Here is an 18,296-nt window from a genome sequence, read left to right on the forward strand (position 1 = left end):
TCAAGGGACCCGGTCCCTTAGCCTAAAGGGGGGAAGGTGGAAAGGGCTTTGGTGGTTCGGGGGGCAATTCCGGCTGGCGTGTATCGGCGACGGGGGGTGCGTCCTCCGCCGACATGTTGAGCGCGGCGGCCATGAGCGCGCGGGTGTAGTCGGTCTTCGGCGCGGCGAAGATCTCCGCCGCCGGACCCTCCTCCACCACATCGCCCGCGCGCATCACCATGACCTTGTGCGACAGCGCCCGCACCACCCGCAGGTCATGGCTGATGAACAGATAGGCGAGGCGGTGCTTCTGCTGCAGCCCGCGCAGCAGGTCCACGATCTGCACCTGCACCGTCATGTCGAGCGCGGAGGTCGGCTCGTCCAGCACGACGAGGCGGGGCCGCAGGATCATCGCGCGGGCTATGGCGATCCGCTGCCGCTGGCCGCCGGAGAATTCGTGCGGATAGCGGTACATGGACTCGGGGGGCAGACCCACCTCCTCCATGATCTCCGCCACGCGGCCGTGCCGCTCCGCCGCGGACAGGGTGCCATGCACGCCCAGCCCTTCGGCGATGATCTGCTCCACCGTCATGCGCGGAGAGAGGCTGCCGTAGGGATCCTGGAACACGATCTGCATGTCGCGGCGCACCGCCCGCATCTGCCGCGAGCGCCAGCCCTGGATGTCGCGCCCCAGAAACACGATCGGCCCTTCGGAGGAGATGAGCCGCAGGATGGCGAGGGCGAGCGTCGTCTTGCCGGAGCCGGATTCGCCCACCACCCCCAGCGTCTCCCCCTCGCGCACGGAGAGGCTGGCGCTGTTGACCGCCTTCACATGGCCGGTGACCTTGCGGAGAAAGCCCCGATGGATCGGAAACCAGACGCGGAGCGCGTCCGTCCTCAGCAGTTCCTCCGCGCCCTCCGGCACCGGGGCGGGGCGCCCCTTCGGCTCGGCGGCGAGGAGCTTCTGCGTATAGGGATGCTGCGGATCGGCAAAGACCGCCGCCGTGGGGCCGGTCTCCACGATCTCGCCATCCTTCATCACACAGACCCGGTCGGCGATCCGCCGCACGATGCCGAGGTCATGGGTGATGAACAGCATGCTCAACCCCTCCTCACGCTTCAGTTCCGCCAGAAGGTCGAGGATCTGCGCCTGAATCGTCACGTCGAGGGCGGTCGTGGGCTCGTCCGCGATGAGCAGCTCCGGCCCGTTGGCGAGCGCCATGGCGATCATCACCCGCTGCCGCTGCCCCCCCGAGAGCTGGTGGGGATAGGCATCCAGCCGGCTCTCCGGGTCGCGGATCCCGACCTTGCGCAGAAGCTCGAGCACACGCGCCCGCGCGGCGGAGCCGGAGAGGTTCTGGTGGAGCGACAGGCTTTCCGTGATCTGCTTTTCGATGGTGTGCAGCGGGTTCAGCGATGTCATCGGCTCCTGAAAGATGAAGCTGATGTCATTGCCCCGCACCTCCCGCAGCTTCGCCTCCGGCGCGCCGCGAAGCTCCTCGCCCTTATAGCGGATGCTGCCCGTCACCTCCGCGCTGTCGGGCAGGAGCGAGACGGTGGAAAGCGCGGTGACCGACTTGCCCGAACCGGATTCGCCCACCAGCGCCACCGTCTCCCCCCGCCCCACGGTGTAGGAGACGCTGCGCACGGCCTCATGCACCCGTCCGTCCTGCACGAAACGGACGTGAAGATCGCGGACATCAAGGACGGGATCGCTCACCGGAAGGTCTTTCTGGGGTCGAAGGCATCCCGCACCCCTTCAAAGATGAAGATGAGCAGGGACAGCATGATCGCGAAGGTGAAGAAGGCGGTGAAGGCGAGCCACGGCGCCTGGAGGTTGTCCTTGGCCTGCTGGGTCAACTCTCCCAGCGAGGGATAGGAGGAGGGCAGCCCGAAGCCCAGAAAGTCCAGCGCGGCCAGCGACCCGATGGTGCCCGTGATGATGAACGGCAGCATGGTGACGGTCGCGACCATGGCGTTCGGCAGCACGTGGCGGAACATGATCTTGCCGTCGGAGACGCCGAGCGCGCGGGCCGCGCGGACATATTCGAAGTTCCGCGCCCGCAGGAACTCCGCCCGGACGACCCCCACCAGCGCCGTCCAGCCGAAGGCGGTCATCAGGATCACGAGCAGCCAAAAATTCATCTGCCAGATCGCGCCCACGATGATGATGATGTAAAGGCTGGGCGTCGCCCCCCAGATCTCGATGATCCGCTGAAAGCTCAGGTCGATCCAGCCGCCGAAATAGCCCTGCACGGCACCGGAGGCGATACCGATCACCGTGGTGGCGATGGTCACCACCAGCGCAAAGACCACCGACAGGCGGAAGCCGTAGATCACCCGGGCCAGCACGTCCCGCGCGGTATCATCGGTGCCGAGCCAGTGCTGGGCATCCGGGGCGGACGGCGCGGTGCCCTGAATGTCGTTCACGGTGTTGTAGCTGTAGGGAATGAACGGCCAGATCATCCAGCCCGTCTGCACGGGCGCGCCGCCCACGGTTCCGGTGGCCTGCGCCTCCGCCATCGCGGCGGCGGGGTCATCCCAGCAGGCCTCCGCCCCGCCGGTCGCGATCAGGCACTGCACCTCCGGGTCGCGATAGACGGCCTCCGTGGCGAAGTCGCCGCCGAAGGTCGTCTCCGGGTAGAAGCGCATCACCGGCACGAAAAGCTCCCCCCGGTAGCTCACCAGCAGGGGCTTGTCATTGGCCACGAATTCCGCGCAGAGCGCGATGAGGAACAGGACCGAAAAGATGACCAGCGCCCAGGAGGCACGCCGGTTGGCCCGGAAGGTCCGCCAGCGGCGGCGGGTCAGCTCTGAGACTGCCATCACTCAGGTCTCACGTGATTCGAAGTCGATGCGGGGGTCGATCCAGACATAGGTCAGATCCGACAGCAGCCCGAGGATCAGGCCGATCAGCCCGAACACATAGAGCGTGGCGAACATGACCGGATAATCCCGCGACACCGCCGCCTCGAACCCCAGCCGTCCCAGTCCGTCGAGCGAGAAGATCGTCTCGATGATCAGGCTGCCGCCGAAGAACACCGATACGAACAGCGTCGGGAAGCCCGCGATCACGATCAGCATCGCATTGCGGAACACGTGGCCGTAAAGCACCCGCCGCTCCGGCAGGCCCTTGGCACGGGCCGTCATGACATACTGCTTCTTGATCTCGTCCAGAAAGGAGTTCTTCGTCAGCAGGGTCAGCGTGGCGAAGCTGGAGATGGTGGAGGCGATGACCGGCAGCGTGATGTGCCAGATATAGTCCAGCACCTTGCCAATGGGCGAAAGCTGATCCCAGTTGTCCGAGGTCAGCCCGCGGAGCGGAAACCACTGCCAGTAGGAGCCGCCCGCGAACAGCACGAGCAGGAGCACCGCGAACAGGAAGCCCGGGATCGCATAACCCACGATGATGAGGCCGGATGTCCATGTGTCGAAAGGGGTGCCGTCCTTTACCGCCTTGCGGATGCCGAGCGGGATGGAGATGAGATAGGCGATCAGCGTGGACCACAGGCCGAGCGAGATCGACACCGGCATCTTCTCCAGCACCAGATCGACCACGGAGATGGAGCGGAAGTAGCTCTCGCCGAAATCGAAGCGCAGGTAGGACCACATCATGTCTAGGAACCGCTGGAGCGGCGGCTTGTCGAAGCCGAACTGCTTCTCCAGATCGGCGATGAAGTCGGGCGGCAGGCCGCGGGCGCCGAGATAGCGGTCGTCCCCCCCGGCGTTGCCCGCCGAAAGCTGTCCGGCCCCGGCATCGCCGCCGCCGCCCGAGATGGAGGAGAACACATCCCCCCCGCCCCGGACCTGCGCGATGATCTGCTCGATAGGGCCGCCCGGCACGAACTGCACCAGCGTGAAGTTGATGACCATGATCCCGATGAGGGTCGGGATCATCAGCAGGAGGCGGCGAAGGATATAGGCAGCCATCTTAGCGGAGCGCGCCCTGTGCCTTCAGCCGGCCGAGCTTTGCCTCGTCCATCCACCACATGCCGTCCCCGCGGGAATAGGGCGGCTTTTCAGGCGGCTTGCCGAACACGTCCCAGTAGGCGACGAGGTATTTGCCGGAGTACCAGTTCGGCACCCAGATCTGCTTGGAGCGGAGCACCCGGTCCAGCGCCTTGGCACGGGCGTCCAGTTCCTCGCGCGTTTTGGACTGGATGACCTTTTCGATCAGCGCATCCACCACCGGGTCGGCCACGCCCGAGAGGTTGGCCGAATCCGGTGTCGTCGCCGCTTCGGCGGAGAAAAGCTGCCGGAGTTCGATGGAGGGGCTGAGCGACATGACGAACCGCCCGCTCATTATATCGTAGTCGAAGTCCTTCTGCCGCTGCTGCATCTGCGCGCTGTCGATCCGCGTCAGGCGGGCATCCACGCCGATGCGGCGCAGGTTCTGGATATAGGGGTTCAGCACCCGGTCCATGGAGGTGCCGTCCTCGATGAATTCTAGTGTCAGCCGCTCGCCCTTCGCGTTCTGGCGCATCCCGTCACCGCCGACGGACCAGCCCGCCTCGTCCAGAAGCTGCGAGGCGCGGCGCATGTTGCCACGGTCGAGCTGCTGCTTGCCCGAGACCGGCGGCTCGAAGGCGGGTGCGGTGAAGATTTCCGGGGGGAGCTTGTCGCGGAACTCCTCCAGCACGGCCAGTTCCTCCCCTTCCGGCAGCCCCTCGGCCTGCATGGGAGAATTCTCGAAGAAACTGTCGGTGCGTTTGTAGAGGCCGTAGAACAGCGTCTCGTTCGTCCATTCGAAGTTGAACATCAGCCCGATGGCCTCGCGCACGCGCGGATCCTGAAACTTCTCGCGCCGGAGGTTGAACCAGAAGCCCTGCGTGCCCGAGGGCGTCGCATCCTCCAGCTCCTCCCGCTTCACCCAGCCGCGCTCCACGGCGGGGAAGTTGTAACCCGTGGCCCAGAGCAGCGAGAAGAATTCCTGCTGGTAGAGGAACTGGCCGACCTTGAATGCCTCGAAAGCGGCATTGTTGTCGGCGAAATACTGGTAGGTGTAGCAGTCGAAATTCGCCATGCCGACATTCACCGGCAAATCCTTCGCCCAGTAATCGGGGTTCCGGCAATAGGTGATGGATCGGCCGGGCTGTGCGTCCTTGACCACGAACTGCCCCGATCCCACGGGCGGGGTCATCGTGGACTGGGCAAAATCGACGGTGTCGTAATAATGCTTCGGCAGGATCGACAGCCCGCCCGCCAGCATCGGCAGATCGCGGGTGGCCGCACCCTCCTTGAAGGTGAATTTCACCCGGTGCGGGTCCAGCGCCTCGACATTCTCGATGTCGCGGAGAGAGATGCGATAGGCGGGGGATCCCTTCTCCAGCAGCACCTTCCAGGTAAAGACCACATCCTCCGCCGTGATCGGCTGACCGTCGGAGAATGTCGCCTCCGGCCGCATGGTGAAGGTCACCCAGGAACGGTCCTCCGGATACTCGACGCTCGAAGCCACCAGCCCATAGGCGGCATCGGGATCGTCCGGCGCGCCGGAAAGCAGGCTGTCATAGAGCAGCCCCAGCCCCTGCGCCGGGTTGCCCTTCAGCACGAAGGCGTTCAGGCTGTCGAAGGTCTGGCTCGCTCCGGTGCCGCGGAAGGTCATCGTGCCGCCCTTGGGCGCCTCCGGGTTCACGAAGTCGAAATGCTTGAAATCGGCGGGGTATTTCAAATCGCCGAAGGTGGAGATCCCGTAGGAGGTGATGACCTTCTGCTCCTGCGCCGCAGCCATCGAAGGGCCGAGCGCCAGGATCGGCAGTGTCAGGAGCAGGACGCGGGAGGAAATCGCAGACGGCTTCCGTCCGGCGATAATAGTAGTCCTCGGGTCAACCGGCATCCTGTCCCTCCGATCAGCGTCGTTCCGCGCCAGCTAAGGGCGCAAGCGGCAAAGTTTCAAGTTGCGATTGCGTGAGAGACTGCGCCATCGGGCAGGATAGACGGAAAACCCACCACATACACCCCAAAGCGGCAGCCCGCTGAGCCGACGGTATCTGGGTGACGTTGCCCGGCGCCGGTTTCGTACCTCCGCTCTCCGCTCTCCGCTCTCCCGGGTGCTGGCTCAGCACCCTTTCCGCAAGTGCGCATGGCGGACGAGCTGTGCTCGGCCACGGTGAGCATCGCCTGAAGCTTGCGGCTCGAGTAAATCCTTCGACACGGAGCTTGCAGACCATGCCGGGCATTGGTCCAATGACTGCCGTCGCCATCGATGTGCTTGCACCCCCCGCCGAGAACTTCCGAAGCGGCCGAGACTTTGCCGCGTGGGTCGGTCTCGTGCCAGGGCAACATTCCACCGGCGGAAAGACGCGGCTTGGGCGCGTCTCGAAGATGGGGCAGCAGGATATCTGTAGGCTGCTCATTATCGGCGCCATGGCTGTCGTGCGATGGGCGATACGCAAGGCGCCAAAGCCCGGCAGTTGGCTGGCAAACATGCTGGCGCGAAAACCAAAGATGCTGGTCGCCATCGCGCTTGCCAACAAGATGGCGCGCGGTATCTGGGCCATGATGCGGCGGGGCGAGAATTACAGAATTCCCGCGGTGGCCTGAACGCCAGTTCGTGGGAAGACGCCGGGAGTGAAGGGAGTGCCGAAGCGTTAGGGAAGTCGATCGACAGATCAGGATTGGCAGAAGCCGAAACGACCCAAGGGCGAAAAGCCCGGTTCACTGATGTGCAGCCAATCCGCGTATCACCATAACGGCAAGCGGTCATGTATCAGAGCCGCACAAAAGGCCTGACCCATGACCGCACCGATCTTCAGAACCACCGCTAAACACGCCTTGACCTCAGACGGGCATCCACACATGGGTCAATACTGCGGCGGCGCAGCTCGTGAAGGAACTGTCCGGCCTGCGGGTGCAGGCGGGGACACATCTGCCCGATCGGAAGGCGGGGGCAGCCCGGCTCCCCAGGACGCCCTCACAAACGGAAAAGGCCGGCGCAAGCCGGCCTGTCTCATGCCTTCGCACAGAGGCGGGGTCAGTGCGGCAGCGATTCCAGATAGGCGATGAGGTCCACACGCTCCTTGATGCGCGGCAGCCCGACGAAGGACATCTTGGTACCCGGCACGTCGGCCTTGGGGTTGGCAAGGAATTCGCTCAGCTTGTCAGGCGTCCACTCGCCGCCATGTGTCTTCATCGCGTCCGAATAGCCGAAGCCGTCCACGGAACCCACCGGGCGGCCGACCACGCCGTCCAGATGCGGGCCGGTGGCATTAGCGCCGTCGATCTTGTGGCAGGCGCGGCATTTCGCGAACACCTTCTCGCCCGCGGCGGCATCGGCGGTGGCGAAGACCTCCTCGAACGGCGGTTCATCGGAGGCGGCGGCAGCGCCCGCACCTTCCTGCGCGCCGGTGTCGATCACATAGGCGGCGTGTTCATCACCATGACCGCCCCCCATCGAGAACAGGGCACTGGCGGCCCAGTTCGACAGCAACAGGATGAGCAGGGCCCCGCAGAGCGCGGCAACGGTCTTGGTCACGGTCATCTGGTCGAACATCTGGCCCCCCCGGCTGGTGTCTCGTCCGGTCTTAGCCGCTTCCGTTCGACGTTTTCAAGGTGTAGTTACCACGCGCCGGGGCGGTGTGTCCCGCAAGCCCTCAGAAGACCTCACAGAGCAAGCCTCAGAATTCCGGGAGAAACCATGCGGGGAAAGATCGCCTTCCAGGGTGAGCCGGGAGCCTACTCCCACCAGGCCTGTCGCCAAGCGCGGCCGGAGATGGAGCCGATGCCCTGTCGGACCTTCGAGGATGCGATGGAAGCGGTCCGTCAGGGGCAGGCGGAACTGGCCATGCTGCCGGTGGAAAACTCCACCTACGGACGCGTGGCGGACATGCACAGCCTGTTGCCGCAGAGCGGCCTCCATATCGTGGACGAGGCCTTCGTGCGCGTTCACATCAGCCTGCTTGGCGTGCCCGGCACGAAGATCGGGGATATCCGTCAGGCGATGAGCCATACCGTGTTGCTGGGCCAGTGCAGGGATTTCCTGCGCGCTCACAGCATCCAGTCGCTGACCGGGGCCGATACGGCGGGCTCTGCGATGAAGGTCGCGGAAATGGGCAATCCCGCCATCGGCGCGCTGGCATCGGAACTCGCAGGCGAGTTCTACGGGCTCGACGTGCTGGCGAAGGAGATCGAGGACCAGCAGAACAACACCACGCGATTCCTCGTCATGTCCCGCGATCTGGACCTGACGCGCCGGGGGGAAGCCGGGATGATCACGACCTTCATGTTCCGCGTCCGCAACATCCCCGCCGCGCTCTACAAGGCGATGGGGGGCTTTGCGACGAACGGCGTCAACATGACGAAGCTGGAAAGCTACATGGTCAACGGCTCCTTCACCGCGACGCAGTTCTATGCCGATGTGGAGGGACACCCCGAGGACCGGAACGTGCAGCTCGCCTTCGACGAGCTTCGCTATTTCACCACGGAAATGTCCCTTGTCGGCGTGTATCCGGCGGATTCGCGCCGGCGTTAGACACCGGGATCCGACCGGGATCGCGGGGTGAGCTGACTGGTCTTTTGACTCTCGCAGCGTTTTCCGTTCGCGTATTGCTCCAGATCGGCTGGCGCCACCGCAACCATTAAGCGCGGGAAGATGCAGAAATCATCCTCCAGTCAAGGTTCGTTGGCACGGCCTGCTAGCCGGGGCGGACAACCTGCTTCCGCCCGGAGAACGGCGATTTAACAGGCTGCTGAAAACGCATTCCGCGGTTGTGCTGGGTTCGAAATCTTCCCCAGATTTTCAGAAGCGCCCCGGAAGCCGAGTTTTGGCGCGTGACCGGACAGACTTTCTCGCCCTCCACGCAAGCCCGGGTAAGTTCCCGACTTTTTCAGCAGCCATGTTTCGCGGCCTCCGGTGGTCACCAGGCAGGCTATCGGGGGAAACAACCTCGGGCGCGCCCCAAGGCCGACCATTTCCTCCGGCATCGCCTGTCGGAATCCTTCCGGGAAGCCCTTAATGCGCTCGGCGCGGAGCCGTGTGCTGCCTTTCCTGCACAAAGTCTCCCCTCGCAGGCCGAAGAGGCTTTCAGGTCGGCGTTGGAGCGGAAATCCGGCCAAATCCGGCAGGAAATCTACCTATTTCGGATCATTCAAAGGCTCGGTTTTCCAATTTCCAAAGCATAGACATGAGGCTTCAAAACTTTTTTCAGCAGCCCGCAAGGCGGTGAAAAAATCGCGAAACTCTGCCACCCGCCGGTGAGACCGGGAAACCTGCGGGAAGCGTTGCAGCACCCCCTGTATCCGCGAGCCTCTCGACGGGAGCACATTCCGGCGCGACCGCCAACCAAGAGCTGTCTTTCACCTTCCCGCTCTCATGCCCGCGGCGGCGCCAGCCGATCTGGAGCAACCCTCGAACGAAGCATACCGTGCTGGAACCCGATCAGCTCCCCCAGTGATGTGCGCTAGTCCAGCCGGTCCTCCATCCAGCGCTGGATGAGGAAATGCGCGATCGCTCCCTCCCGCGCGGGGCGGATCGCTGGATTGGCGCCGGAGAGTACGTCCACCATCTCCTCCCGCGAAACCCAGCGCGCATCCTCAATTTCCGCCAGGTCGATTTCTATGGCATCCGACAGGGCCTCCCCCCGGCAGCCGATCATCAGCGACGCGGGGAAGGGCCAGGGTTGGCTCGCGAGATATTGCACCGCACCGACACGGACGCCCGCCTCCTCCAGCACCTCGCGGCGGACGGCGGCCTCCACCGTCTCGCCGGGTTCGATGAAGCCCGCGAGCAGCGAATACATTCCCTGCGGCCAGGCGGCGCTCCGCCCCAGCAGCACCCGGTCTCCCCGGGTGATGAGCATGATGACCACCGGATCGGTGCGCGGATACTGCTCCGCCCGGCAGTTCGGGCAACGCCGGATCCAGCCCCCCAGCGCGGGTTCGGAGGCATGGCCGCAGCGCGGGCAGAAACCATGCGTCGCGTGCCAGCCAAAAAGCGCGCGGGCGGTGGCGGCGATCTCCGCCTCCCGGCGGGTGAGACGGGTCATCACCGCGCGCAGTTCGACAAAACGGCTCTCGGCAGGAAGCGCGGGATGGCGCTGCTCCCGCGGGTCAAGGAAAGCGGCATTGGCGGCGGCATCGGCGATGTCGGGTGACCAGGCGGAAATATCGGCCCCGAACCATGGCACGCCGTCGTCAAGGCCGAGCAGCGTCGGTGCTCCGCTTGCTTCCGCCAGTGCAGGATGGCCCGGCGACACGGTGACGAGGCCGGTTTCCCCGATGGGCCCCCTCTTCCCGATGGGCCCCCTCTTCCCGATGGGCCCCGTCTCCCCGATGGGTCCCATCTCCCCGACTGGCCGCCCCTCCACAACCGGCACAAGGCCCTGCCACAGCGGCAGAACCCGTGCATCCGGCCTTTTCAGCAGCGCCGCCAGCGCTTCCGGCTTCGCCCTGAGACCGGAGGCCCTGTCGAGCCCCGCGCTTCCAAAAGTTACCGCTTCCGCATCCCGCATTTCTGCCTCCCGCAACCGTCAGACATCCGGCCGACTGCCATCTGCTGTGAGTTTCGGTCATTGGATCGCATGCCGCCGTGGCCACCGCAAGCTGCACAAAAACACGGCACTCATGGAAATTAAACAATTACAAGTTGTAATTCCTGGGTTATAGCTGCGATGGCAATCCTCCGCCGGTGGCGGGGACGCGGTATGCGGCCTGCCCCCGATGATGCTAGGATCACCCTGTCTGGAAAAGCGGAGGTGGGCATGCGGCGGGGGACAGATTTCACGATGACCCGGCGGAGGTTTCTGGCGGGAACGGCAGGAACCGGTTTGATCGCTCTGCATCCTTTCTCCCTCCAGGCCGCCACCAATCAGGCGCATCTGCGGATCCTCGAGACGACGGATCTTCACGTCCATATCTATCCCTACGACTATTATGCGGACCGGGCGTCCGACACGGTCGGGCTGGCGCGGACCGCCGCGCTGATCGAGGCCGTCCGGGCGGAGGCCACGAACACGATCCTGCTGGACAACGGCGACTTCCTGCAGGGCAACCCGATGGGCGACTACATCGCCTATGAGCGGGGCATGCGGCAGGGCGATGTGCACCCCGTGATCGCGGCGATGAATGCGGTCGGCTACGACGCGGGCACGCTTGGAAACCATGAGTTCAACTATGGGCTGGAGTTTCTGGAGCGGACGCTTGCGGGCGCGGACTTCCCGGTGATCTCCGCCAATGTCGCAAGACAGCGGGGCGCCGGACCGCGGGGAGACCAGACACTGATCCCCCCATATGTCATTCTCGACCGCATGGTGAGGGACGGCTCCGGGCGGGACATCCCCATCCGCATCGGGCTGATCGGTTTCGTGCCGCCCCAGATCCTGAAGTGGGACCGCAAGCACCTGGAGGGCCGGGTCGAGACGCGCGACATCGTCGAGGCGGCGGAAGCATGGCTGCCGGAGATGAAGGAGGCGGGGGCGGATATCATCGTCGCGCTGTCCCATTCGGGCATCGGCGCGGCGGAGCGGTCCGACGGAATGGAGAATGCCTCCACCCCCCTCGCCGCCTTGCCGGGGGTGGATGCGGTGCTGACGGGGCACAGCCATCTCGTCTTCCCCTCCCCCGCCTTTGAAGCCTCCGCCGCCGTCGATCCGGTCACGGGAACGATCCACGGCAAGCCTGCGGTGATGGCGGGTTTCTGGGGCTCGCACATGGGGCTGATCGACCTTCTGCTGGAACGCGAGGGCGGCCAATGGCGCGTCGTCACCGCGACGAGCGAGGCCCGCCCCATCGCCCGCCGGAACGAGGACAGGAGCATAACCGCGCTGGTGGACAGCCGTCCCGAAGTGCTCGCCTCCGTCATGCGGGAGCATGAGGAGACGCTGGCCTATGTCCGCCGGCCCGTGGGCCGGACGAGCGCGCCGCTGCACAGCTATTTCGCCCTCGTGGCCGACGACCCGTCCGTCCAGATCGTCTCCAACGCGCAGAAGTGGTATATCGCCGAGATGATGACCGGCTCTCCGCATGAGGGGTTGCCGATCCTCTCCGCCGCCGCGCCGTTCAAGGCGGGCGGCCGGGGCGGGCCGGAGTACTATACCGATGTGCCTGCGGGCGACATTGCCATCCGCAACGTGGCCGACCTCTATCTTTACCCCAATACGATCCGGGCGGTCCGGGTGACGGGGGCGGAACTGCAGGGCTGGCTCGAACGATCCGCGGGCATGTTCAACCGGATCACGCCGGGCGAGGCCGACCAGCCCCTCCTGAACCCGGAGTTTCCGAGCTACAATTTCGACGTGATCGACGGCGTGACCTATGAGATCGACCTTTCCCAACCCTCCCGCTACTCCGCCAAGGGGCAGCTGGAGGCGCCGGAGGCCACCCGTATCGTCAACCTTGCCTTCGACGGGCGCCCTGTGGAGCCCGAACAGGAATTCATCATCGCGACCAACAACTACCGGGCGGAAGGCGGCGGTGACTTCCCCGGCGCGGACGGCACGACGATCGTCTTTGAAGGGCCGGATACCAACCGCGACGTCATCGTGCGCTACATCGTCGAACAGGGCACGATCAACCCGTCCGCGGACAACAATTGGCGTCTTGCGCCCCTGGCCGACACAAGCGTGATCTTTGAAACCGGGCCGAAGGCGGCAGATCATCTGGGCGATCTGAACGGACTGCGCATCGAAGCGGCAGGGCCGGGAGAGGAGGGCTTCGCCCGCTTTCGCATCCTTCTTTAGTTTGCACGATGCCTATCAATGGGGCATCATTTGGTGACACGCCTGACAAACAGGCATTTACCTGCGACGAATTTGCACAGTTCGCAGGCAGTTGCCCGAAGATGCTCCCCTCCCCGGCGGAGGTCGGGCAGGGTCGGTGCCGCAGTTTTCAAGGAGGCCCTTCGTGTTCCACCGCGCCCTGACAGCCATCACCGCCACCGTCCTCATCGCCACGGGCGCGTCGGCGGAAACGACGGTCCCCTTCGCCCTCGACTGGAAGTTCGAAGGCCCGTCCGCCCCCTATTTCGCCGCGATCGACAATGGCCACTTCAAGGCCGAGGGCCTGAACGTGGAGATCTCCGCAGGCCAGGGCTCGCTCGACGCCATTCCGAAAGTGGCGACAGGCGCGTTCCCGTTCGGCTTCTCCGACATGAACTCCATCGCGAAGTTCCTCGACCAGAACCCGGGCGCGCCGGTCACGGCAGTGATGATGGTCTATGACAAGCCCGCCGCCGCGATGGTCGGCCGCAAGTCGCAGGGCATCAACGAGATCAAGGATATCGAAGGCAGGAAGCTCGGCGCTCCGCCCCCGGACGGCGCATGGGCGCAGTTCCCGGCCTTTGCCAAGGCCAACGGCATCGACATTTCCAAGATCACCGTGGAACCCGTCGGCTTCCCCACCCGGGAACCCATGCTGGCAGAGGGCAAGGTGGATGCGGTGATGGGCTTCTCCTTCTCCGTCTTCCTCAACCTGACGCGGCTCGGCGTCCCGGCGGATGACATCTCCGTCTTTCTGATGGCCGACAACGGGGTGAAATACTACGGCAACGCCATCATCGTGAACACCACCTACGCCAAGGAACACCCGGAGCAGGTGACGGGCTTCCTCCGCGCGGTGGCGAAGGGCTGGCACGATGCCATCGCCAACCCGGAAGCGGCGGTGGAATCCATGATCAAACGCTCCCCCGCCTCCGATCTGGCGCTGGAAACGGAGCGGCTGAAGATGTCCATCGGGACGAACGTGCTGACCGACTGGGTCAAGGAGCACGGTATGGGCAATGTGGATCCCGAGCGGTTCGCGGCGTCCATCGAGCAGCTCAAGGAAATCTACACCTTCCAGAACGATCCCACGCCGGATCTGTATTTCACCGCCGATTACCTGCCCGCCGACGGCAGCCTGAAGCTCGCAGACTGACCGCATTCAAATAGGGCCGGGCGGGGTTGCACCCGCCCGAAACGGAACCGGCATGGCAAACCTCGTCGATATCAAGGGCGTCACGCACGCCTACAAGACCAAGGCCGGCCCGCTGCCGGTTCTGGACGACCTCAACATCTCCATCCCGGAAGGCAACTTCTGCGCGGTGGTCGGCCCCTCGGGCTGCGGCAAGTCCACGCTCACCCGGCTGATCGCCGGGCTGATGATCCCCGACAGGGGCGAGGTCTGGCTACACGGGGAACGGGTGAAAGGCCCGCGCAAGACGGTGGGGATGGCGTTCCAGAACCCCGTCATGCTGGAATGGCGCACGATCCTGGACAATGTGATCCTGCCGCTGGAGATCGTTTCCCCCGGCATGGCCCGCAAGGCCCGCGAAGCCCGTGCGATGGAGCTGCTGGAGTTGGTGGGCCTCGGCAAGTTCGCCGACAAGCGTCCCTCCGAACTCTCGGGCGGAATGCGGCAGCGCGCCTCCCTCTGCCGGGCGATCGTCCACAAGCCCGACGTGCTCATCATGGACGAACCCTTCGGCGCGCTCGACGCCTTCACGCGGGAGGATCTGTGGCAGACGATGCACGCGCTCCGCGCGGAGGAGCCGTTCACCTCCCTGCTCATCACCCATGACCTGCGGGAGAGCGTGTTCCTCGCCGACGAGATCGTCGTGCTCTCGGGCCGCCCTGCCACTACCCAATATGTCATGACCGTCGGCCACGACGGCCCGCGGACGCTCGACATGCTGTATGAACCCGCCTCGGTGGAGCGCCTCTCCATCCTCCGCGACCAGATCGAGATCGCGCAGGGCCGCAAACCGGCGGGGGCGCATTGATGGAAACGCTGCGCAAGATCGCCATTCCGCTGATCGCCACGGTGCTCCTGCTCGCGGGGTGGGAATTTCTGGTCTGGGTGAAGGGCTGGCCGAACTACGTGATGGCCTCCCCCTCAGACCTGCCGCCCGCCTTCTGGAAATACCGGGAGCTGTTCTTCACCCAAGGCTGGCAGACGCTGTGGCGCACGGTCGTGGGTCTGGTGCTGGCGGTGATCTTCGGCACGCTGCTGGGCATGGTCATGGGCTTTTCCCGCACCATGCGGGATGCGCTCTATCCGCTGCTGGTGGGCTTCAACGCCATACCGAAGGCGACGGTGGTGCCGGTAGTGGCGCTGATCTTCGTGGGCCAGCACGATTTCAACACCATACTGATGGCCTTCATGATCTCCTTCTTTCCGATCTCCGTGTCGGTGGCGATCGGCCTGTCCACGCTGGAGCCGGAGTATCGCGACATCCTGCGCTCGCTCGGCGCGTCCAAGTTCACCATATTCCGCAAGATCGCCCTGCCGAAGACCCTGCCGGAGTTCTTCGGCGCGCTGAAGGTTGCCGTCACGCTGGCCTTCATCGGCACCAACCTGATGGAGATCGTGGAGCCGCACGGCCGGGGCCTTGGCGCTCTGTTCGATTCGGGCAAGATCAATGCGGATTACCCGCTGATGTTCGCCGTCCTGCTCGCGCTCGCCTTCCTGGGGATCGTGCTCTACTACATCGTCGTGGCGCTGGAGAAGGTTTTCGCCGGCTGGGCGGAACGCAATCCGGGCTGAGAATTCGGGGATCGGCGGGGAACCATTTCACCGGCGGCGGTTGATCCTGATCCAGTCAGGAGAAGCCGATGTCCTACGCCCGCTTCCTCACCATGATCGCCGTTTCCACCGTGCTGATGTACGTCCTGATGTATCTCAATACCTGGAGCTGGGATCACGTCTATTTCAGCGAAACCCGCGCCTTCGCCGCGCTCTACATGGGTGCGGGGATGGCGGTGGTCATGCTGCTTTTCATGTGGGGCATGTATCGCAACCGCGCCGCGAATTACGCCATTCTCGCGGGGAGCGCCGTGGTGTTCGTGGTGGCGCTCGCCCTGCTCCGGTCGCAGGCGACCGTGGGGGATGTGGCATGGATGCGCGCGATGATCCCGCATCATTCCATCGCCATCCTGACGTCATCGCGGGCGCATATCACCGACCCGAGGGTGCGGTCGCTGGCCGATGGGATCATCACGACGCAGGAGCGGGAGATCGGCGAGATGAAGTCCCTCATCGCCGATCTCGACAGGTAGATCAGGCGGGAACCGGCTCCTTGGCGACCGCGTCGATGAGATTGGCGAAAGCGTCGATCCAGCTCGACAGGAACGCCTTGGCCGTCGGCTCGACCAGCGTGCCGGTGGCATCGAACAGTTCGGGCTTCCAGACGAAATACACTTCCGGCTGACCGAGCTGCACGGTGCCCAGAATCGTCGCGAGCATCTTCATTGACTGTTGTCCGGCGGCGGAGCCCGTCGTGCCGGGCGTGGTCCCGACGACGGCGGCGGGTTTGCCCATCCAGGAGCTTTTCCCATAGGGGCGGGAGCCCCAGTCGGCGGCGTTCTTCAACGCGGGGGAGAGCATGCGGTTGTATTCGGGCGTAACGAAGAGGACGGCATCGGCGGCCTCGACCTCGGCCTTCATCCGCAGGACGGAAGCCGGCACCTTGTCCCACAGGTCTTCATTGTAGAGCGGCAGATCACCGATCTCGACGAATTTGAAATCCAGTTTGCCGGCGGCGAGCTTTGCCAGCGCTTCGGCGAATTTGCGGTTGATCGAATCCTTGCGGAGCGATCCGACCAGAACGGCCACGGTCTTCATGGGAGGAGCCTCTTGTTTCTTTGAGTGACTGGGGGCAAATTAGTAACCGTCTCGCAAAACGCAAGAAGGCACCTTGCAGTCAGAAGGTTACACCCATGGAACCCACTCATCAGCGCTGCAACCGCGTGAATGACATCATTTCCCTTGTCGGTGACAAGTGGAGCGTGCTGATCGTCATGCATCTCAGCCCTGAACCGCGCCGATTCTCCGAGATAAAACGGTCGATTACCGGTATTTCGCAGAAGATGCTGACGGTCACCCTGCGCGGGCTGGAGCGGGACGGCTACGTTCACCGGCGGGTGTATCCGACCGTGCCGCCGCGTGTGGAATATCGGCTCACCCCGCTGGGAGAGGAGCTGCAGGTGCCGCTCCGCGCGCTCGGCAACTGGGCGGAGGCGAATTACGAACGGGTCTGCGCGGCGCGGGAAGCCTATGACGAGGGTGCGAATCAGCGGCTGGTCGCTGCAGAGTAGGCTTGCCATTTCCGCCCGCGCCCCTTAGATCCCCCCGCGAGAGGTTGGCGCGGGCGAGCGCCTCGCCAACTCGGTCAGGTCCGGAAGGAAGCAGCCGTAACGAGTCCCGCTTGGGTCGTTGTCCAGCCTCTCACCCTTTCTTCTCCCGAAAATCGTTGAGCGTGATCGGGTCTTGGCGCAGTCTGTTCGGATACCCACGGACAGGAGGAGCCGATGACCGCCCACCCCCGCAGGACCGTTCTGAAGATCGCACTGGCCGCAGGGTTCGCCCCGATGTTCGGGGGCCTCGCCTCCCGCGCCTGGGCCGATCCTGTCAGCTTCGCCCCGGCACCCACGCCCTGGCGGGCTTACGAGACACGCACGGCGATTGCCCTTCCCGCCGGCAAGGCGGAGATATGGCTGCCGGTGCCCTCGCTCTCCACCGATTACCAGCGCAGCCTCGACGATGGCTGGACAGGCAATGCGGCGCAAGCCGAGCTGGTGACTGACCCCGCCACTGGCGCGCGCTTCCTGCATGCGGAGTTCGATGGCAAGACGCCTGCAAACCTTGAACTGGTCAGCCGGTTCGAGACGCGGAACCGCACCATCGACTGGTCGAAACCTTCTGAAGCCGGGGAAGACCCTGCCGTTCTGGCAGCGGCGCTGCGGCCCTCTGCGATGAAGCCGCTCGACGGCGTGGTGGCGGAGACGGCGGCACGGATCACCGCGGGCGCCACCACGGATGTGGAGAAGGTGCGCGCGATCTATGCCTATATCGTTGCCAACTGCTACCGCAATCTCGACACGCCGGGCTGCGGTCCGGGGGATGCGGTGGCGACGCTGACCAGCGCCGGGCTGGGCGGGAAATGCGCCGATCTGAACGGGTTGTTCGTGGCCCTCGCCCGCGCCTCGGGCGTTCCCGCGCGCGACATGTACGGGGTTCGGGTTGCGCCCTCCGCCTTCGGCTACAAGCAGCTCGGCGCGAACAGTGAGACGATCACCGGCGCGCAACACTGCCGGGCGGAGGTCTGGCTCGACGGTTACGGCTGGGTCGCGATGGACCCCGCCGATGTGCTCAAGGTGATGCGCGCCGAATCGGACCGCTGGATCCGTGACCCGTCCGACCCGCTGGTGACGAAGGTGAACGCGGCGCTGCTCGGCAACTGGGAGGGCAACTGGGTAGCCTACAACCGGGCGGAGGATCTGCACCTGCCGGGCCGGACGGGCACCCTGCCCTTCCTCATGTATCCGCAGGGAACGGTGGAGGGCGCCGCGCTGAACGAGCTTGACGCCAAGGCCTTCGCCTACACGATCACCGCACGCGCGGTATGATGC

General features: G+C 64.8%; 15 protein-coding genes, 1 other RNA gene and 1 pseudogene. 10 read left to right on the top strand and 7 right to left on the bottom strand.

What is annotated here, in order from left to right:
* Positions 1–22 precede the first annotated feature (22 nt).
* Genes RT513_RS15080 through RT513_RS15095 form a run of 4 tightly spaced genes read right to left on the bottom strand, consistent with a single transcriptional unit; the run spans position 23 to position 5,812 of the window.
* The gene (locus RT513_RS15080; RefSeq protein ID WP_290687528.1) at positions 23–1,699 is read right to left on the bottom strand and encodes an ABC transporter ATP-binding protein; all 1,677 of its coding nucleotides are present in this window, start codon (positions 1,697–1,699) and stop codon (positions 23–25) included.
* Entirely contained in the window at positions 1,696–2,805 is a 1,110-nt protein-coding gene (locus tag RT513_RS15085) for an ABC transporter permease (RefSeq protein ID WP_290687526.1), read from the bottom strand. The genes RT513_RS15080 and RT513_RS15085 overlap by 4 nt, the downstream gene beginning before the upstream one ends.
* Before the next feature lie 3 nt (positions 2,806–2,808).
* A complete protein-coding gene (locus RT513_RS15090) occupies positions 2,809–3,909 on the bottom strand; it encodes a microcin C ABC transporter permease YejB (protein WP_088213591.1) in 1,101 nt (366 codons plus the stop codon).
* Position 3,910: 1 nt separating this feature from the next.
* Positions 3,911–5,812 (bottom strand): extracellular solute-binding protein, encoded by a 1,902-nt coding sequence (locus RT513_RS15095; protein ID WP_290687523.1) that lies wholly within the window; start codon positions 5,810–5,812, stop codon positions 3,911–3,913.
* Between the two features lie 320 nt (positions 5,813–6,132).
* On the opposite strand from RT513_RS15095, the pseudogene RT513_RS15100 reads away from it, so the two are divergent.
* Positions 6,133–6,519: pseudogene (locus RT513_RS15100) on the top strand (transposase); the annotation flags it as partial.
* A gap of 430 nt (positions 6,520–6,949) precedes the next feature.
* Here RT513_RS15100 and RT513_RS15105 read toward each other — a convergent pair.
* On the bottom strand, positions 6,950–7,468 hold the full coding sequence (locus RT513_RS15105; protein ID WP_290687521.1) for a c-type cytochrome: 519 nt from the start codon (positions 7,466–7,468) through the stop codon (positions 6,950–6,952).
* Positions 7,469–7,612: 144 nt separating this feature from the next.
* Between RT513_RS15105 and RT513_RS15110 the strand changes: the two genes are divergently transcribed.
* Positions 7,613–8,446 carry a prephenate dehydratase gene (locus RT513_RS15110; RefSeq protein WP_290687519.1) on the top strand — a complete coding sequence of 278 codons (834 nt, stop codon included), beginning with the start codon at positions 7,613–7,615 and terminating at the stop codon, positions 8,444–8,446.
* A gap of 928 nt (positions 8,447–9,374) precedes the next feature.
* Here the strand turns inward: RT513_RS15110 and nudC are convergent.
* Positions 9,375–10,424: an NAD(+) diphosphatase gene (gene nudC, locus RT513_RS15115; protein ID WP_290687517.1), complete on the bottom strand. Its 1,050-nt coding sequence runs from the start codon at positions 10,422–10,424 to the stop codon at positions 9,375–9,377.
* A 249-nt stretch (positions 10,425–10,673) separates the two neighbouring features.
* On the opposite strand from nudC, the gene RT513_RS15120 reads away from it, so the two are divergent.
* The 5 genes from RT513_RS15120 to RT513_RS15140 all read left to right on the top strand — a co-directional run bounded on the left by RT513_RS15120 (position 10,674) and on the right by RT513_RS15140 (position 15,944).
* Complete coding sequence (locus RT513_RS15120) at positions 10,674–12,650, top strand: bifunctional 2',3'-cyclic-nucleotide 2'-phosphodiesterase/3'-nucleotidase (protein ID WP_290687515.1); 1,977 nt, start codon at positions 10,674–10,676, stop codon at positions 12,648–12,650.
* Between the two features lie 163 nt (positions 12,651–12,813).
* The gene (locus tag RT513_RS15125; RefSeq protein WP_290687513.1) at positions 12,814–13,824 is read left to right on the top strand and encodes an ABC transporter substrate-binding protein; all 1,011 of its coding nucleotides are present in this window, start codon (positions 12,814–12,816) and stop codon (positions 13,822–13,824) included.
* A 52-nt stretch (positions 13,825–13,876) separates the two neighbouring features.
* Positions 13,877–14,668 carry an ABC transporter ATP-binding protein gene (locus tag RT513_RS15130; protein WP_290687509.1) on the top strand — a complete coding sequence of 264 codons (792 nt, stop codon included), beginning with the start codon at positions 13,877–13,879 and terminating at the stop codon, positions 14,666–14,668.
* A complete protein-coding gene (locus tag RT513_RS15135; protein WP_088213583.1) occupies positions 14,668–15,432 on the top strand; it encodes an ABC transporter permease in 765 nt (254 codons plus the stop codon). Before RT513_RS15130 ends, RT513_RS15135 begins: the two co-directional genes overlap by 1 nt.
* Before the next feature lie 68 nt (positions 15,433–15,500).
* Positions 15,501–15,944 (top strand): DUF305 domain-containing protein, encoded by a 444-nt coding sequence (locus RT513_RS15140; protein ID WP_290687508.1) that lies wholly within the window; start codon positions 15,501–15,503, stop codon positions 15,942–15,944.
* A gap of 1 nt (position 15,945) precedes the next feature.
* Here the strand turns inward: RT513_RS15140 and RT513_RS15145 are convergent, their stop codons facing one another.
* Positions 15,946–16,509, bottom strand: a complete 564-nt coding sequence (locus RT513_RS15145; RefSeq protein ID WP_088213581.1) for an NADPH-dependent FMN reductase — start codon at positions 16,507–16,509, stop codon at positions 15,946–15,948.
* Positions 16,510–16,604: 95 nt separating this feature from the next.
* Here RT513_RS15145 and RT513_RS15150 point away from each other — a divergent pair, with 95 nt between their 5' ends.
* The 3 genes from RT513_RS15150 to RT513_RS15160 all read left to right on the top strand — a co-directional run bounded on the left by RT513_RS15150 (position 16,605) and on the right by RT513_RS15160 (position 18,293).
* The gene (locus tag RT513_RS15150; protein WP_088213580.1) at positions 16,605–16,982 is read left to right on the top strand and encodes a winged helix-turn-helix transcriptional regulator; all 378 of its coding nucleotides are present in this window, start codon (positions 16,605–16,607) and stop codon (positions 16,980–16,982) included.
* 37 nt (positions 16,983–17,019) lie between these two features.
* An RNA gene (gene ffs / locus RT513_RS15155) (signal recognition particle sRNA small type) lies at positions 17,020–17,118 on the top strand.
* 77 nt (positions 17,119–17,195) lie between these two features.
* Entirely contained in the window at positions 17,196–18,293 is a 1,098-nt protein-coding gene (locus tag RT513_RS15160) for a transglutaminase-like domain-containing protein (protein ID WP_290687507.1), read from the top strand.
* The last annotated feature ends 3 nt before the right edge of the window (positions 18,294–18,296 follow it).

Origin of the sequence: Haematobacter sp., assembly GCF_032102465.1 — a bacterium.
Taxonomy (GTDB): domain Bacteria; phylum Pseudomonadota; class Alphaproteobacteria; order Rhodobacterales; family Rhodobacteraceae; genus Haematobacter.